The organism is Mycobacterium lentiflavum (assembly GCF_022374895.2).
Taxonomy (GTDB): domain Bacteria; phylum Actinomycetota; class Actinomycetes; order Mycobacteriales; family Mycobacteriaceae; genus Mycobacterium; species Mycobacterium lentiflavum.
On sequence record NZ_CP092423.2, the window covers coordinates 3,553,459 to 3,569,437 of the forward strand.

The 15,979-nt window shown below is 66.2% G+C and carries 13 protein-coding genes; 6 read left to right on the forward strand and 7 right to left on the reverse strand.

Annotated elements, in window-relative coordinates; genetic code table 11:
• Positions 1–12 precede the first annotated feature (12 nt).
• Genes lipB through MJO58_RS16605 form a run of 3 tightly spaced genes read left to right on the forward strand, consistent with a single transcriptional unit; the run spans position 13 to position 2,422 of the window.
• A complete protein-coding gene (lipB, locus tag MJO58_RS16595; RefSeq protein ID WP_239720091.1) occupies positions 13–702 on the forward strand; it encodes a lipoyl(octanoyl) transferase LipB in 690 nt (229 codons plus the stop codon).
• Positions 699–1,637 (forward strand): lipoyl synthase, encoded by a 939-nt coding sequence (lipA, locus tag MJO58_RS16600; protein WP_239720092.1) that lies wholly within the window; start codon positions 699–701, stop codon positions 1,635–1,637. The genes lipB and lipA overlap by 4 nt, the downstream gene beginning before the upstream one ends.
• Before the next feature lie 32 nt (positions 1,638–1,669).
• Complete coding sequence (locus tag MJO58_RS16605; RefSeq protein ID WP_239720093.1) at positions 1,670–2,422, forward strand: DUF4191 domain-containing protein; 753 nt, start codon at positions 1,670–1,672, stop codon at positions 2,420–2,422.
• A 5-nt stretch (positions 2,423–2,427) separates the two neighbouring features.
• Here the strand turns inward: MJO58_RS16605 and MJO58_RS16610 are convergent, their stop codons facing one another.
• Positions 2,428–2,844, reverse strand: a complete 417-nt coding sequence (locus MJO58_RS16610; RefSeq protein WP_239720094.1) for an RDD family protein — start codon at positions 2,842–2,844, stop codon at positions 2,428–2,430.
• Between the two features lie 233 nt (positions 2,845–3,077).
• Here MJO58_RS16610 and glnA (MJO58_RS16615) point away from each other — a divergent pair, with 233 nt between their 5' ends.
• The 3 genes from glnA (MJO58_RS16615) to MJO58_RS16625 all read left to right on the forward strand — a co-directional run bounded on the left by glnA (MJO58_RS16615) (position 3,078) and on the right by MJO58_RS16625 (position 7,895).
• The gene (glnA, locus tag MJO58_RS16615) at positions 3,078–4,514 is read left to right on the forward strand and encodes a type I glutamate--ammonia ligase (RefSeq protein ID WP_090603446.1); all 1,437 of its coding nucleotides are present in this window, start codon (positions 3,078–3,080) and stop codon (positions 4,512–4,514) included.
• A gap of 277 nt (positions 4,515–4,791) precedes the next feature.
• Positions 4,792–6,273 carry a serine/threonine-protein kinase gene (locus MJO58_RS16620; protein WP_239720095.1) on the forward strand — a complete coding sequence of 494 codons (1,482 nt, stop codon included), beginning with the start codon at positions 4,792–4,794 and terminating at the stop codon, positions 6,271–6,273.
• Between the two features lie 53 nt (positions 6,274–6,326).
• On the forward strand, positions 6,327–7,895 hold the full coding sequence (locus MJO58_RS16625) for a sensor domain-containing protein (RefSeq protein WP_239720097.1): 1,569 nt from the start codon (positions 6,327–6,329) through the stop codon (positions 7,893–7,895).
• A 69-nt stretch (positions 7,896–7,964) separates the two neighbouring features.
• On the opposite strand, the gene MJO58_RS16630 is transcribed toward MJO58_RS16625, so the two are convergent.
• The 6 genes from MJO58_RS16630 to glnA (MJO58_RS16655) all read right to left on the reverse strand — a co-directional run bounded on the left by MJO58_RS16630 (position 7,965) and on the right by glnA (MJO58_RS16655) (position 15,707).
• On the reverse strand, positions 7,965–9,437 hold the full coding sequence (locus MJO58_RS16630; protein ID WP_239720098.1) for a hypothetical protein: 1,473 nt from the start codon (positions 9,435–9,437) through the stop codon (positions 7,965–7,967).
• Positions 9,438–9,577: 140 nt separating this feature from the next.
• Complete coding sequence (locus MJO58_RS16635; protein WP_090603456.1) at positions 9,578–9,799, reverse strand: hypothetical protein; 222 nt, start codon at positions 9,797–9,799, stop codon at positions 9,578–9,580.
• A 33-nt stretch (positions 9,800–9,832) separates the two neighbouring features.
• The gene (locus MJO58_RS16640) at positions 9,833–10,693 is read right to left on the reverse strand and encodes a TIGR03619 family F420-dependent LLM class oxidoreductase (protein WP_239720099.1); all 861 of its coding nucleotides are present in this window, start codon (positions 10,691–10,693) and stop codon (positions 9,833–9,835) included.
• The gene (locus tag MJO58_RS16645) at positions 10,690–11,334 is read right to left on the reverse strand and encodes a PaaI family thioesterase (RefSeq protein ID WP_090603460.1); all 645 of its coding nucleotides are present in this window, start codon (positions 11,332–11,334) and stop codon (positions 10,690–10,692) included. The genes MJO58_RS16640 and MJO58_RS16645 overlap by 4 nt, the downstream gene beginning before the upstream one ends.
• Positions 11,331–14,315, reverse strand: a complete 2,985-nt coding sequence (locus MJO58_RS16650) for a bifunctional [glutamine synthetase] adenylyltransferase/[glutamine synthetase]-adenylyl-L-tyrosine phosphorylase (protein ID WP_239720100.1) — start codon at positions 14,313–14,315, stop codon at positions 11,331–11,333. The genes MJO58_RS16645 and MJO58_RS16650 overlap by 4 nt, the downstream gene beginning before the upstream one ends.
• 51 nt (positions 14,316–14,366) lie before the next feature.
• On the reverse strand, positions 14,367–15,707 hold the full coding sequence (glnA, locus tag MJO58_RS16655; RefSeq protein WP_090603465.1) for a type I glutamate--ammonia ligase: 1,341 nt from the start codon (positions 15,705–15,707) through the stop codon (positions 14,367–14,369).
• Between the last annotated feature and the right edge of the window lie 272 nt (positions 15,708–15,979).

Consider the following 15,979-nt stretch of genomic DNA (forward strand, 5'->3'; position numbering starts at 1 on the left):
AACCTCGCCACCGTGACAAGCTCCATCCGGTCGCAGACCAGGGCGATCGACGTCCGTCAACTGGGGACGGTCGAATACCGCACCGCCTGGCAGCTGCAGCGCGACCTGGCCGACACCAGGGTCGCCGGCGGCAGTGACACCTTGTTGCTGTTGGAACATCCGGCGGTCTACACGGCCGGGCGGCGCACCGAGCCGCACGAGCGACCGGTGGACGGAACTCCCGTCGTCGACACCGACCGCGGCGGCAAGATCACCTGGCACGGGCCGGGACAGTTGGTCGGCTACCCGGTGATCGGGCTGGCCGAACCCCTGGATGTGGTGAATTACGTTCGGCGCCTTGAGGAGTCGCTGATCAAGGTGTGCCGCGATCTGGGACTGGATGCGGGCCGGGTCGACGGCCGCTCCGGCGTCTGGCTGCCCGGTCGGCCCGACCGCAAGATCGCGGCGATCGGCGTGCGGGTCTCCCGGGCGACCGCCCTGCACGGGTTCGCGCTCAACTGCAACTGCGATCTGGACGCATTCGGGGCCATCGTGCCCTGCGGCATCACCGATGCCGGGGTGACGTCGTTGTCCGCAGAACTCGGGCGCACGGTGACCGTCGGCGACGTCCGCGCGGCCGTCGCCGCGGCCGTGTGCGACGCCCTGGACGGGGTCTTACCGGTGGGGGCACACGACGCCGCCCGCGTAACATCAGGCATGTGACTGTCGTTCCGGAAGGCCGCAAACTGCTGCGGCTGGAAGTGCGCAACGCGCAGACCCCGATCGAGCGCAAGCCGCCGTGGATCAAGACGCGGGTCCGGATGGGACCGGAGTACACCGAGCTCAAAAGCCTGGTCAAACGGGAAGGGCTGCACACCGTCTGCGAAGAGGCCGGCTGCCCCAACATCTTCGAATGCTGGGAGGACCGGGAAGCCACCTTCCTGATCGGCGGCGACCAGTGCACCCGCCGCTGCGACTTCTGCCAGATCGACACCGGCAAGCCCGCCGCGCTGGACCGCGACGAGCCTAGGCGCGTCGCCGAAAGCGTGCAGACGATGGGGTTGCGCTACGCCACCGTCACCGGCGTCGCCCGCGACGATCTGCCCGACGGCGGGGCGTGGCTGTACGCCGAAACCGTGCGCGCCATCAAGGAGCTCAACCCGTCGACCGGTGTCGAGCTGTTGGTTCCCGACTTCAACGGTGAGCCCGCCCGCCTGGCCGAGGTGTTCGAGTCGCGCCCAGAAGTGTTGGCGCACAACGTCGAAACGGTCCCGCGTATCTTCAAGCGGATTCGGCCGGCGTTCACCTACCAGCGCAGCCTGAGCGTGCTCACCGCGGCACGCGAGGACGGGCTGGTCACCAAGAGCAACCTGATCCTCGGCCTCGGCGAGACTCCCGACGAGGTGCGCATCGCGCTGGCCGATCTGCGCGACGCCGGCTGCGACATCATCACGATCACCCAGTACCTGCGCCCGTCGGCGCGCCACCACCCGGTTCAGCGCTGGGTGAAACCCGAGGAGTTCGACGAGTTCGCGCAGTACGCCGTGGGGCTGGGCTTCGCAGGAGTGCTGGCCGGGCCGCTGGTGCGCTCGTCGTATCGGGCCGGCCGCCTCTACGAGCAGGTGGTACGCAGCCGGGCCGCCGACGCCCTGGGGTAACTCGGTGCCGTCGCCTCGTATCCTTGGTGATTATGGCTAAACCCCGCAATACCGCCGAGAACAAGGCCGCCCGGGCAGCGGCGGCCGCCGAACGCAAGGCCGCGGCCAAGGAGCGCCGCGGCCAGCTATGGCAGGCGTTCAACGTTCAGCGCAAGCAGGACAAGCGCCTGCTCCCCTACATGATCGGCGCCTTCGTCGCGATCGTGGCCGTCTCGACGACGGTCGGTGTGCTGGTCGGCGGGTTCACCATGTTCACCCTGATCCCGCTCGGCGTGGTGCTAGGCGCGCTGGTGGCCTTCATCATCTTCGGGCGCCGGGCCCAGAAATCGATCTACCGCCAGGCCGAGGGGCAAACCGGTGCGGCGGCCTGGGTGCTGGACAACATGCGCGGCAAGTGGCGGGTCACGCCGGGAGTGGCCGCGACCGGCCACTTCGACGCGGTGCACCGGGTGATCGGCCGGCCCGGTGTCGTCTTCGTCGGCGAGGGGGCGACGACCCGCGTCAAACCGCTTCTGGCCCAAGAGAAGAAACGCACCGCGCGGCTGGTCGGCGACATCCCGATCTACGACATCGTCGTCGGCAACGGCGAGGGCGAGGTTCCGCTGTCCAAGCTGGAGCGTCACCTGACCAAGCTGCCGGCCAACATCAGCGTCAAGCAGATGGACACCCTGGAGTCGAGGCTGGCCGCGCTGGGTTCGCGCGCTGGAGCCGCCGTCCTGCCAAAGGGGCCGCTGCCCAATTCCGGCAAGATGCGCGGCGTGCAGCGGACGGTGCGCCGCAAGTAGGCGCGCTACCGCCGAACTACGGCGGTGTTCGTCACCCGATCCTGAATGCCCCGCCCGTCCCAGTCGGTGAACAACGCCGGCACCACCAGGGCGACCAGCAGCCCGCGCGCCAGCACGCGACCCACGCCCAGGCGTCCGTCCAGTGCGGTCACCCGAAGGCCGAGTGCCAGCTGACCGGGCGTGAATCCGTACAGCCGCACCGCCACCACACCGAGCAGAAACCAGATCACCAGCACCGCCGTCGACAACATCCGTTCGGAAATCACCCCGAACGCCATCGCCAGCGCCGCCAGACCGTAAGCGATCAGCCAGTCCACCATCAATGCCGCCAGCCGGCGTCCCATCGACGCCAGTGAGCCCGGGCCGGCCTTCGGCAGGCCGAGCGTCTCGCCCGAGTACGCCGGGCGCGACTCGGACATCATCGCCCCTTCGCCGGGTCGGGGCTGGCCGCACGGGGCAGGCACGGGTTGCTGCGCCCGCACGGCCGACCAGATACGATTTTGCGGTCCATGGGCCTCACAATAGAACCCGCCGTTGCTCCACTCCGATCTGTGGGACGCGTGGTCACGTAACCTCCGCGCAACACGGGGTTGATGGGCGGGCAACATCATCTTCATAGCGTCAGGCCGCGGATTACCAAGCAAAGGAGCAATCAGTGACGGAAAAGACGCAGGATGACGTCTTCAAACTCGCCAAGGACGAAAACGTCGAATTCGTCGACGTCCGGTTCTGTGACCTGCCCGGCATCATGCAGCACTTCACGATTCCGATTTCGTTCTTCGACGAGAGCATCTTCGAAGACGGCTTGGCCTTCGACGGCTCGTCGATTCGCGGCTTCCAGTCGATCCACGAGTCGGACATGTTGCTCCTGCCCGACCCCGCGACCGCGCAGATCGACCTGTTCACCGAACACAAGACGCTGAACCTCAACTTCTTCGTGCATGACCCGTTCACCCTGGAGGCGTACTCGCGCGACCCGCGCAACGTCGCCCGCAAGGCGGAGAACTACCTGATCAGCACCGGTGTCGCCGACACGGCCTACTTCGGCGCTGAAGCCGAGTTCTACATCTTCGACTCGGTGAGCTTCGACTCGCGCACCAACGGCTCGTTCTACGAGGTGGACGCGATCTCAGGCTGGTGGAACACCGGCGAGCCCAGCGAGAACGACGGTTCGCCCAACCGCGGCTACAAGGTCCGCCCCAAGGGTGGGTACTTCCCGGTGGCCCCCGTCGACCACTACGTCGATCTGCGCGCCCAGATGCTGTCGAACCTCATCAAGGCGGGCTTCAGCCTGGAGAAGGGCCATCACGAGGTGGGCACCGGCGGGCAGGCCGAGATCAACTACAAGTTCAACACCCTGCTGCACGCGGCCGACGACATGCAGCTGTACAAGTACATCGTCAAGAACACCGCGTGGCAGAACGGCAAGACCGTCACGTTCATGCCCAAGCCGCTGTTCGGTGACAACGGCTCCGGCATGCACACCCACCAGTCGCTGTGGAAGGACGGCAGCCCGTTGATGTACGACGAGACCGGCTACGCCGGCCTGTCGGACACCGCGCGTCACTACATCGGCGGACTGCTGCACCACGCGCCGTCGCTGCTGGCGTTCACCAACCCGACGGTGAACTCCTACAAGCGGCTGGTGCCCGGCTACGAAGCCCCGATCAACCTGGTCTACAGCCAGCGCAACCGGTCGGCGTGTGTGCGTATCCCGATCACCGGCAGCAACCCGAAGGCCAAGCGGCTCGAGTTCCGTTGCCCCGACTCGTCGGGTAACCCGTACCTGGCATTCGCGGCCATGCTGATGGCCGGCCTGGACGGCATCAAGAACAAGATCGAGCCGCAGGCACCGGTCGACAAGGACCTCTACGAGCTGCCGCCGGAAGAGGCCGCCAACATCCCGCAGGCGCCCACTCAGCTGTCCGCGGTGATCGACCGCCTGGAAGAAGACCACGAATACCTCACCGAGGGAGGCGTTTTCACGCCCGACCTGATTGAGACGTGGATCAACTTCAAGCGCGAGAACGAGATTCTGCCGGTCCAGATCCGGCCGCACCCCTACGAGTTCGCGCTGTACTACGACGTTTAAGGACGTCTAGACAGACGTTTAAGGACGTCTAAGTCGGCTTAACGACAACACCCGCGTGGCAGTCGCCGCGCGGGTGTTGTCGTCGTGCGGATCAATTCCTGCCGATGCCGCCTCGCCGCCCGGGACCGGCGCCGGGGCGGTACTCCCCGATTCGGTATCAGCGCTCATCTGGTGCTGGCCACGGCCTCGCACCGACTCTGCCGAAATGCAGCGAGCGCAAGGAACAGAGCTTAAGGTCGCGTTATCCCTGATCGTCGATGACGTCGGAAGGGGAGCAGTGGACGGAACGCCGTTCGGCCGCTACCGGCTGACCGAGTTGCTGGGCCGCGGCGGCATGGGCGAGGTGTGGCGCGCTTACGACCCGGAAATGAACCGCGTTGTGGCGCTGAAAGTGTTGGCGCCCAGCTTTGCCGACGATCAGGCGTTCCAAGAGCGGTTCCGCCGCGAAGCACGATCAGCCGCCGGGCTCGATGAACCGCATGTGGTCCCGATACACGACTTCGGTGAGGTCGACGGTCGCCTGTACGTGACCATGCGGCTGATCCACGGCAGCGACCTGCGCGACCTGCTCAACGACGGTCCGTTGCCGCCAGCCCGTGCCGTCGGGATCATCGAACAGATCGCCTCGGCGCTGCACGCCGCGCACGAAATTGGGCTTGTGCACCGTGACGTCAAACCGTCCAACATCTTGGTTGCCGAAGACGACTTCGCCTATCTGATCGACTTCGGAATTGCCCGAGCCGCAGCGGAATCCAGCATGACCATCACCGGCGCGACGATGGGTACGCCGGCTTACATGTCACCGGAGCGGCTCAACGCAGGCCGCGCCGACGCTCGCGCTGATATCTACGCCTTGGCCTGCGTACTGCATGAAGCGCTGACCGGCCAACGCCCCTTCCCGGGTGAAAGCCTCGAACAACAGCTCGTCGGGCACCTGACCTCGCCTCCGCCTCGGCCTTCCACGCTGCAAACGGGAGTGCCGGAAGCGATGGACGCCGTCGTCGCCACCGGCATGGCCAAAGATCCCGACCACCGGTACGCGACGGCTAAGGACCTCGCCCAAGCCGCGCGCGCCGCGCTGACCACCTCGGGTCCACGCGAGGCGGACTCGCCCCAGAATTCGGCGACCGCGGGCGTACCCACCCAATTCGCTCCGGTCCTGAACACGACTCAACCTCCCCCACCGATTCCGGCCTCGTCCGGACGTACCAAGCTCGTCGTCGGTGCGGTCAGCCTGCTCGCCGTCGCGACCGCAGTCGTGGCCATCGTCATCGCAACGACGTCATCGTCGGGCGGTGGAGTCGCGTCGTCATCGCGAGTTTCGACGGCCCGCGGTACGGGGACAGCGCCGGTGGGCAACCCCGTGTCGCGATTGCTGGCCGTGGTGCCCAACAGCGAACGCTGCACGCCCGTTGCGCCGGCCCACCCCGGGTCGCTGGCGGCTGTACATTGCCCGACGGCGATAAGCAACAACGGCTATTTGGAGTTGGTGTATCACCTATTTCCGGACCAAGCCACGCAGAACAACGCCTTCCAAAGCCTCAACTTTGTGCCGTGCCCGGGAGCGGCCGCGTCGCCCCAACCGTGGCAACGCCCTTCGGCCCAGCACACAGAGGGTCAGGTGGGGTGCCTCGTCAGTGACGGATTCGAAGTGATGTGGACGATTCAATCCCAACTGGTGACCGGTGACGCACGAGGCCAGCCACCAAATGTGAGCCTCGACAACGTGTACCAATGGTGGGCTGCCCAATATCAATGATCCACTGACTTTCGCCAACACACCGAATTCAGTCGTAACCTGAGGAAACCGCAATGACTTTGTTCGTGAGCTATTCGAGCCAAGATCGGTCAACGGTCGACGCGCTGGCGGCAACTCTTCGGCGGGCCCATCAACAGGTTTGGTTAGACCAAGAGCTCGGCGGCGGCGATTCCTGGTGGGCCCAGATCCTGGAGCAGATCCGCGCCTCCGATGTGTTCGTTGTTGCCCTGTCCAGCAACTGGTTACAGTCCAAGCCCAGCCAGTCCGAGCTGCGTTACGCGCAGGCCTTGAACCGGCCGATCCTTCCCGTTCGGATTGGTGACATCGGCAGCATGCGTGTCAATCCCCTTGCCGCGCTGCAGATCATCGACTACCGGGACCCGACGGTTGACGCCGGCATCCAATTGGTCACCGCCATCCACTCGCTCGTCAGTAAACCCCAACCGCTGCCCGATCCGCTGCCCGACGAGCCGCCGGTCCCGTTCGGCTATATCACGCGGTTAGGCAACCAGCTCTCCGAAAAGGAGCTGAGCCCGCAGCAGCAGCTGCAACTCTTGGTCGAACTGAGATCCGGACTCGACGAGGACGGCGACGACCCCAGCGCCCGCAGCGATATCGCCCAACTGCTGCGGATGATGCGTATGCGGCACGACGTTACCTACCGTACGCGAAACGACATCGACAATGTGCTGGCTTCGATCGAGCCTTCCGACTCCGGTTCATCGGCCACCATCGAAGCGTCGATGATCGCTACCCAACCCAATACGGCCGGCCCGCGCGACGGCAGCCCGGATGCGGCTACTTTACCTGCAGCACAGGGACGTTCATCGACACAAGCCCGAAGCACAAGTGCCACCCAGGATTCCCGCAAGCGACTGGTCATCATCGGCGGGGCCGCTGCCGCACTCGTCGCCGCGATCGTCGTGGCGATCGTGCTCGTCACCCAGAGCTCTGGAAAGAAGCCGGCGGCGACGCCGAGAGCCGCGCATCCGGCACCAACACCGCCCGGCTCCGCCGCGCCGGGCGGAGCACCTCCGGCAGCGCCGGGCAGCGAGGTCCCCGCGCCGACACAGCCCACCCCCCTGGACTCTGTCCTGCTGGGCGCTCCGGAAGTCGCCACGATCATGGGGGTACCGAATCTGGACATCGGCAATCAGACACAGCAAATGGCCCCGGAATGGCAACTGTCAAACCCGAACTGCCTCAACGCGTTTTATCCCACCCAGGATCCGGCCTACGCGGGCAGCGGCTTCACCGGGGTGCGCGGTCAGTTGTTGCATGCCGGCGCCGATTATCGAGTTTACGAGGCCGCGGTGAGTTTTCCGACCGCCGAGGCGGCCAACGCCTTTGTGGCCGCATCGGCGAACAATTGGAAGGCGTGCGCCGGCTCAACCGTGACCGTAACCGCGTCCGCCGGAACGGCTCACTGGAATTTCGGGAACCCTGCCGGGGCCGCCCCGAAGATTACGCTGGAACGCACCCGTAAGGATGGCACCAATCAATGCCAGCGCGTGCTGAGCGCGGTGTCCAGTGTTGTCCTCGACGTGGTGGCCTGCGCACCCGTCGTCCAGAACCGCGGTGTCGAGATCACCGATCAGATGGCCAACAACGTCAAGCAGTGACACGGGCTTTCGAGACTGCTTGACACTGCCTGTCTCCGGGTATCGACCCCACCGCATACCCGTAAGTGCTCAGAATCCCGAGTCTCCTCCACCGCCAGAGTCGAATCCGCCGCCAGAGTCGAATCCGCCACCACCCGAATCGAATCCGCCGCCGAAGTCAACGCTGCCACCGGAGTCGTAACCCCCGCCGTCACTGCCACCGGCGAAGCTGACGTCGCCGCCGCCGGAGTAGGAATCGCCCGAGCCTTGGTAGCTTCCGTCGAACCCGACGTTTCCCTGCTGGCTGTCGTAGTCAACGTCCTGGCCGCCGCCGTAGCCGGTGTCCGTCCATGCCGAGTCGCGACCCGCCTCGAAGCCTCGCTCGTAGCTGCCGCCCCAATGGTCGTCCAGGACCGCATCCATCAGCAGCACATCGGTGAGCCCCCAGCTCCAGCCCGGCCCCCAAAAGGCGTACGGATAAAAGCCCGGATAGAAAAACATCCCGTTGTAGTAGCCACCGCCGTAGTAGTGCGGGTATCCCGGCTGCGGCGAGGTGCTGTAGTTGTTGTTGTTGATCGTCACGCTCTGACCGGTTTCCGGGTTGGTCGTCTGCACGCTCGCCTGCTTGCGCTCCGCCACCGGGACTGAATTCACAGCGTCCACATCGGGTTTGGCGTCCGGGTACAGCTTTTGGTAGGCCCTGGCCACCGTCGCCTGCACGACCCGCAGGTGCGCCCGCGCGGCCGAGTAGTCGCCGGACTGGTAGGCGTGCCGCGCCTCGTAGAGGCTGGAATTAGCCTTCGTCGCCTCGGCACTGACGTCGACATCGCTGCCGGTGACCAGCGCATTGTTGATATCGGTGACGCCGGATTCGGCGTTGATCAACTCTTGCTTTATTTGGTCTTTCGCCTCGGCGTCCCTGCGGCGCTTACTATTTCGGCTTACTGCGAACACCATCAGACCCACCAACGCCAGCACAACGCCGACGACGATCAGCATCGTCCACAGCCACGCCCAGCTAGTGTGCTTCTGGCTCGAAACAGGAGACGTGGTGACATGTGAACCGGATGCCACGTCGACGTTCGCCAGCTTCCCGACGAACTCACTGGTCGCACCGAAGGGATCATTGCGGTGATCTCTGGCCGACTGACTCAGAAGTGGGTCGACGTTGTCCGCAACGGGCTTCGGCACGTTATAGGCGCGCACGTGGTAACCCTTGGCGTCGATGACCAAGATGACGCCACTGAAATCGGGATGCCGACCCAGGATGACGTCATGGATGGCGTCCGGTGTGGTCACCCCGGTCTGGTCGGGCGCAACCGCCGCAACCCACAGCGGCGGTGCACTGCTCCACGCCCAACGGGTGGTCAGGATCTGCCGGTTGACCTGGTCGGCGTTCTGCAGCGGCGGCCTGCCCGCCGAGTCCGCCACCACGTGCGTCTGCGAGTTGAAGCGCGCCACCACCCGATCCGTGTAGGTGTCGGCCACGGCGGACGGCGCGAACAGCAAAGCCAGCGCCACGCTGATCGGGATCAGGGCAAAGCCCCGGCCACGTTGTGTCACGATTCTCCTGCAGCTAGTTCGTTATTGGCGGTGGCCGCAGTCGAGGTTGGCCACAGCCACGGTCATCGCGACGACCGCCGCGACATACCTCTGACGTCTCACGTCCTCCCCTTCGGGCGATCTTCGGCCTGAGGCCAGGTCTAACGAGTCGGTCTGACACCCAAGATCCCGCGCGATGTGCCTGCGGGCTGTCCGTCGGCCATGTCGACAAGCTCGAGCCAACTTCCCGGAGCGATGTAGTGCCGCTTGACGTCCGCCCGATGCATGTCGATGACCAGCACGCCCGCATCCGTGACTTCGTACTTGTCGAATACGCCGTAGTCGCGCGGTTCGCCGTTGCTGAACACCACCGTGAAAGGCATGCGTTCGAGTATGGCCGTGACCGAACTCGCCGTCTAGCCGTCGAGCGCGAGATCCTTGCGGAAGCGCTGCAGGCCGTCGATCTTGTCGTCGAGCGTCGCGTCGGGTCCGGAGTAGAACATCCACGGCATCGTGATGATCCCGGTGATACCGGCATCGGCGACGCGTTGATAGTCGGCGGTGGTGAAGGCGTCTGTCAGCGGCGTGAGAATGGTGAAATCATGCATCGTCAAACCCTTTTGAGCGCGCAGCTCACGCAGCTTGCCGACTGCCTCGATCGCGTGCTCGGTCTTGATCAGGTCGCCGATCCAACCGTCGTTGCGCGCGGCCCGGCGCAATGCGGCATCACTGAGCCCGCCGACGTAGACCGGTATCGGCGGCGGAGTCGGTTGCATCTCCAGCCGCGGCGTCTGGTAGAACTCGCCGTCGAACTCCGTCCAGCCCGGCGACCACAGCGCCCGCATCAATTCGATCATCTCGTCGGTGCGCTTGCCGCGGCGGTCGAATTGTTCGCCCATCAGCGCGAATTCCTCACGGCACCAGCCGACTCCGATGCCGAGCTCAAGACGTCCCGACGCCAAAACAGCCGCGGTGGCAATGGCTTTGGCCGCCGAGTACGGATTGCGCATCGCGGGGATGTAGACCGTGGTGACGAACCGCAGCCGAGTGGTGACCTGGGCCAGCGCGCCGGCCAACACCCACGGATCGAGCCAGTCCGTGAACGGCTGCCAGCGCCGTTCCCCGTCTTTGGTGTACGGGTACGGCGTGTCGAGGGTCTCCAGGTTCACGACATGATCGGGTATACCGATACCGTCGTAACCGAGTTCGTCTGCGGCCCTGGCGATCTCGATGATCTCCCGGGTGTTCAAAAACGCACTGCTGACGTAGAACTTCATTGGCCGTCCCGCGCCCACGCCGGTTCGATGAAGACGCCGTCGGCCTCCACGGTCACCCCTTTCGCATCCGAAATAGTGCCCCTCGCAAAGGCTTTGGCGCCTTCGGTGCGGTCGATCCAGGCGTCACAACGAAGCGGGCCCAACGGGGTGCCGCGCAGGTACTTCACGGTGATAGTTCCGGTGAAGCGCGCCCGGGACAATCCCTCACTGGCCGCCTCGCCGAGCATGTGGTCGAGCACCAAGGCGCTGACGCCGCCGTGCACCAGGCCGGGCGGGCCCTCGTACGCGGTTCCCAGCACGAACTCGCTGTGGCAGCGCCCGTCTCCGTCATGTTGGACGACGACGGGTGGCGCGATCGGATTGCACGCGCCGACGACGGCATTGCCCAGCGGCAGCGGACGGCCAGCCACCCGAAAGCTGACACCGACCGGCCTGGTCCGTTGGCGCAGCAACCGGGTGACGGCCTCGATCTCGGTGCGCGCGTGAGCGACGGCATCGTCGTCGGCGTCGGTCCGGATGGTGGCGTCGATGAGCTCGCGAACCGCGTCGGCCAACGGCGCGTAGCGACCCGTCACCCGATCAGCCTCTGCGGTGCTGAGCACCTCGAACATCGCCTCGAACGCGCCGGCTCCCTGACTCAACTCCCGAACACCTTGCGCACCACCGCTTTTGCACGTCGCGTCACCCGCAAATAGTTGTCCAAGAACTCACTTCCATCATCGTTGTGCCAGCCCGCCGCGACCGCGACCGCATTCAGCTGACGTCCGGGTCCTGGCAGCTGATCGGTCGCCTTGCCCCGCACCAGCACCAGCGCGTTGCGGGCACGGGTGGCGGTCAGCCAGGCCTGGCGCAGCAGGTCCACCTCGTCCGCCGGCACCAGCCCCGTCTCGGCGATCACGTCAAGCGATTCCAGCGTCGACGTATTGTGCAGCGCCGGGATCTCGTGCGCGTGCTGCAGTTGCAGCAGCTGCACCGTCCACTCGACGTCGGCCAGTCCCCCGCGACCCAGCTTGGTATGGGTTTTGGGGTCGGCGCCACGCGGCAATCGTTCCGATTCGACGCGGGCCTTCATCCGGCGGATCTCGTGCACCGTCTCGGCGGACACGCCGTCGGCCGGGTAGCGCGTCTTGTCGGCCATCAGCAAGAATCGCTGACCCAATTCGGCGTCACCGGCCACGGCGTGGGCGCGCAGCAGTGCCTGGATCTCCCACGGCTGTGCCCACTGGTCGTAGTAGGCGGCGTAGGAGCCCAGGGTGCGGACCAGCGCACCGCTGCGGCCCTCGGGTCGCAGGTTCGCGTCGACTTCCAGCGGCGGGTCGACGCTCGGTGTCCCCAACAGGGTGCGCACCTGCTCGGCGATCGTGGTCGCCCACTTGACCGCCGCGGAATCTTCGACGCCACTGGCCGGTTCGCAGACGAACATCACGTCGGCGTCCGAGCCGTAGCCCAGCTCGGCGCCGCCCAACCTGCCCATGCCGATGACCGCGATCGCCGCGGGCGCCCGGGCGTCGTCGGGGAGGTTGGCCCGGGTCAGCGCATCCAGTGCGGACTGCAGCACTGCCACCCACACCGACGTCAGCGCCTCGCAGACGTCTCGTACCTCGAGCATGCCGAGCAGATCCGCCGAACCGATGCGGGCCAGTTCTCGGCGACGCAGCGTGCGGGCGGCGGCGATGGCGCGCACCGGGTCGGGATGACGGGCCGCCGACGCGATCAGCCCGCGTGCCACCACGGCGGGCTCGGTCTCGATCAGCTTCGGGCCGCTGGGCGCGTCGCCGTAGTCCTGAATCACCCTGGGCGCGCGCATCAACAGGTCCGGCACGTAGGTGGAGGTGCCCAGCACGTTCATCAGCCGCCGGGCCACCGCGGGCTTGTCGCGCAGCGTGGCCAGGTACCAGGTCTCGGAAGCCAGCGCCTCGGACAGGCGCCGGTAGGCCAGCAATCCGGCGTCGGGATCCGGCGTGTACGACATCCAGTTCAGCAGCCTGGGCAGCAGCACCGACTGCACCCGGCCGCGGCGACCGCTTTGGTTCACCAACGCCGACATGTGATTCAGCGCGGTCTGCGGCCCCTCGTAGCCCAGCGCGGCCAGCTGGCGCTCGGCGGCTTCCGACGTCATGCCGTGCGAGATCTGCAGGCCGGGCGGCCCGATCGACTCCAGCAGCGGCTGGTAGAAGAGCTTGGCGTGCAGCTGGGACACCCGCACGTTCTGATGCTTGAGCTCCTCGCGCAGCACCCCGGCCGCGTCGTTGCGGCCGTCCGGACGGATGTGGGCCGCGCGCGCCAGCCAGCGCACCGCCTCCTCGTCGTCGGCCTCCGGCAGCAGGTGCGTGCGCTTGAGCCGCTGCAGCTGCAGCCGGTGTTCGAGCAACCGCAGAAACTCGTAGGAGGCAGTCAGGTTCGCGGCGTCCTCGCGTCCGACGTAGCCACCCGCACCCAACGCGGTCAGCGCGTCGACCGTGGAGGCCACGTGCAGGGACTCGTCGCCGCGGCCGTGCACCAACTGCAGTAGCTGCACGGCGAACTCGACATCGCGCAGTCCGCCACTACCGAGTTTGAGCTCGCGAGCGCGGACCTCGGAGGGCACCAGCTGCTCCACCCGTCGCCGCATGGCCTGCACTTCGCCCACGAAGTCCTCGCGCTCGCAGGCGATCCAGACCATCGGCATCAACTCGTCGAGGTAGCGCTTGCCCAGTTCGGCATCACCCACGGCGGCGCGGGCTTTCAGCAGTGCCTGGAACTCCCAGGTCTTCGCCCAGCGCTGGTAATAGGCGACGTGCGATTCGACCGTGCGGACCAACTCACCGCTGCGGCCCTCCGGGCGCAGGCCGGCGTCGACTTGGAAGCATGCGGTCGACGCGACCCGCATCATCTCGGTGGCCACCCGGGTGGACAGCCCGTCGGCCCGCTCGGCGACGAAAATGATGTCGACGTCGCTGACGTAGTTCAATTCGCGGGCACCGCATTTGCCCATCGCGATCACCGCCAGCCGCGGTGGCGTCTTGTCGCCGCAGACGGTGGCCTCCGCGGCCCGCAGCGAGGCCGCCAGCACGGCGTCGGCGGTGTCGGCCAGCTGGGCGCCGACCACGGTGAACGGCACCACCGGCTCGTCCTCGACCGTCGCCGCCAGGTCGAGCGCAGCCAGCACCAGCAGGTGGTCGCGGTACAACGTGGACAACCGCGGCACCACCGAATTCGGCACGGCCAGCGCGTCTTCGACGCACCCGATGAACGCTTCGTGCAACTCGTCGCGCGTCGGCAGTTTGACATTGCCCCGCAGCAGCTTCCACGACTTCGGGTTTGCGACCAGATGATCACCCAGCGCCAGCGACGAGCCCAGCACCGAGAACAGTCGCCCGCGCAAACTGCGCTCGTTGAGCAGCGCGGCGTTGAGTTCGTCCCATCCGGTGTCCGGGTTCTCCGAGAGCCGAACCAATGCCCGCAGCGCGGCGTCCGGGTCGGGTGCTCGCGACAACGCCCACAACAGGTCGACATGCGCCTTGTCGTCCCGGGCCGTCCAGCCCAATTGCGCCAGGCGGTCACCGGCGGGCGGATCCACCAAACCGAGGCGCCCGACGCTGGGCAGCCGGGGACGCTCGGTCGTGGGTCCGGTCACGACCAAAACGGTAGCGCAACCTGCCGATCTCTCAGACCAACCGGCAGCCTGTGTGAGCTACAGCGACAGGTAGGTGCTCAGCTCGAAGGGCGTGACGTGGCTGCGGTAGTTCGCCCACTCCGTGCGCTTGTTGCGCAGGAAGAAGTCAAAAACGTGCTCCCCCAACGTTTCCGCAACAAGCTCGGAGGCCTCCATGGCGTGTAGCGCGCTGTCGAGGCTGGTGGGTAGCTCGCGGTAACCCATCGTGCGGCGCTCTTCGGGGGTGAGGTCCCAGACGTTGTCCTCGGCCTGCGGACCGAGCACATAGCCCTTCTCCACCCCGCGCAGACCGGCGGCCAGCAACACGGCGAATGCCAGATAGGGGTTGCACGCCGAATCGGGGCTGCGGACTTCGATGCGCCGAGACGACGTCTTGTGCGGCGTGTACATCGGCACCCGCACCAGCGCGGACCGGTTGGCCGCGCCCCACGACGCCGCGGTGGGCGCCTCGCCGCCATGCACCAGACGCTTGTAAGAGTTGACCCATTGGTTGGTGACCGCGCTGATCTCCGAGGCATGCTCGAGGATCCCCGCGATGAACGACTTGCCCACATCCGACAGCTGCAGCGGGTCGTCCGGGCTGTGGAAGGCGTTGACGTCACCCTCGAACAGGCTCATGTGGGTGTGCATGGCCGAGCCGGGGTGTTCGCCGAACGGCTTGGGCATGAACGACGCCCGCGCGCCATTTTCGATCGCGACTTCTTTAATGACGTAGCGGAACGTCATCACGTTGTCCGCCATGGAGAGCGCGTCGGCGAAACGCAGGTCGATCTCCTGCTGGCCGGGCGCGCCCTCGTGGTGGCTGAACTCCACTGAGATGCCCATGAATTCGAGCGCCTCGATGGCGTGCCGGCGGAAGTTGGACGCGGAGTCGTGGATCGCCTGGTCGAAGTAGCCGGCGTTGTCGACGGGCTCCGGCCGGGTTCCGTCGTTGGGGCCGGGCTTCAGCAAGAAAAATTCGATCTCGGGGTGTACGTAGCAGGAGAAACCAAGGTCATTGGCCTTCTGCAGCTGACGTCGCAGCACGTGCCGCGGATCGGCCCAGGACGGCGAGCCGTCGGGCATGGTGATGTCGCAGAACATCCGCGCCGAGTGGTGGTGGCCGCTGGGCGAGGCCCAGGGCAGCACCTGGAAGGTCGACGGATCGGGGTTGGCCACGGTGTCGGATTCCGAGACGCGCGAAAAGCCTTCGATCGAGGACCCGTCGAAGCCGATGCCTTCTTCGAAAGCGCCCTCGAGTTCGGCCGGGGCGATGGCGACCGACTTCAGGTAGCCGAGCACGTCCGTGAACCACAACCGGACGAAGCGAATGTCCCGTTCCTCGAGCGTGCGCAGGACGAATTCCTTCTGTCGATCCATACGTCGAACAGTAGGCAATTGCTGTTAATTCCGTGTTACACGGGTGCTTAGTGCTCGGCACCCTTGTTAAAGCCACCAGCGCAAACAGCCGCACCCGGCGCCCCGGCGGGCCCCACCGCCGCGAGACGCCTGGCGTGTCGTCCGCAGCACTGTCGCAACCGTGCCCGCGCCGGCCGGATGCCGATGATTCCTCAGCGCCGGCTCAGCCACGACTGCGTACCGTCGGGCACCAAGAACACCCCCGGGCCTACGGGTCCCACCGCGGCACCCAC

Bases quoted from the DNA above. Each gene is read 5' to 3' on its own strand.
- MJO58_RS16605 (WP_239720093.1), top strand. From the start codon at position 1,670: ATGGCTAAACCCCGCAATACCGCCGAGAACAAGGCCGCCCGGGCAGCG.
- MJO58_RS16625 (WP_239720097.1), top strand. From the start codon at position 6,327: ATGACTTTGTTCGTGAGCTATTCGAGCCAAGATCGGTCAACGGTCGAC.
- glnA (WP_090603465.1), bottom strand. From the start codon at position 15,707: ATGGATCGACAGAAGGAATTCGTCCTGCGCACGCTCGAGGAACGGGAC.
- MJO58_RS16610 (WP_239720094.1), bottom strand. From the start codon at position 2,844: ATGATGTCCGAGTCGCGCCCGGCGTACTCGGGCGAGACGCTCGGCCTG.
- MJO58_RS16635 (WP_090603456.1), bottom strand. From the start codon at position 9,799: ATGCCTTTCACGGTGGTGTTCAGCAACGGCGAACCGCGCGACTACGGC.
- MJO58_RS16640 (WP_239720099.1), bottom strand. From the start codon at position 10,693: ATGAAGTTCTACGTCAGCAGTGCGTTTTTGAACACCCGGGAGATCATC.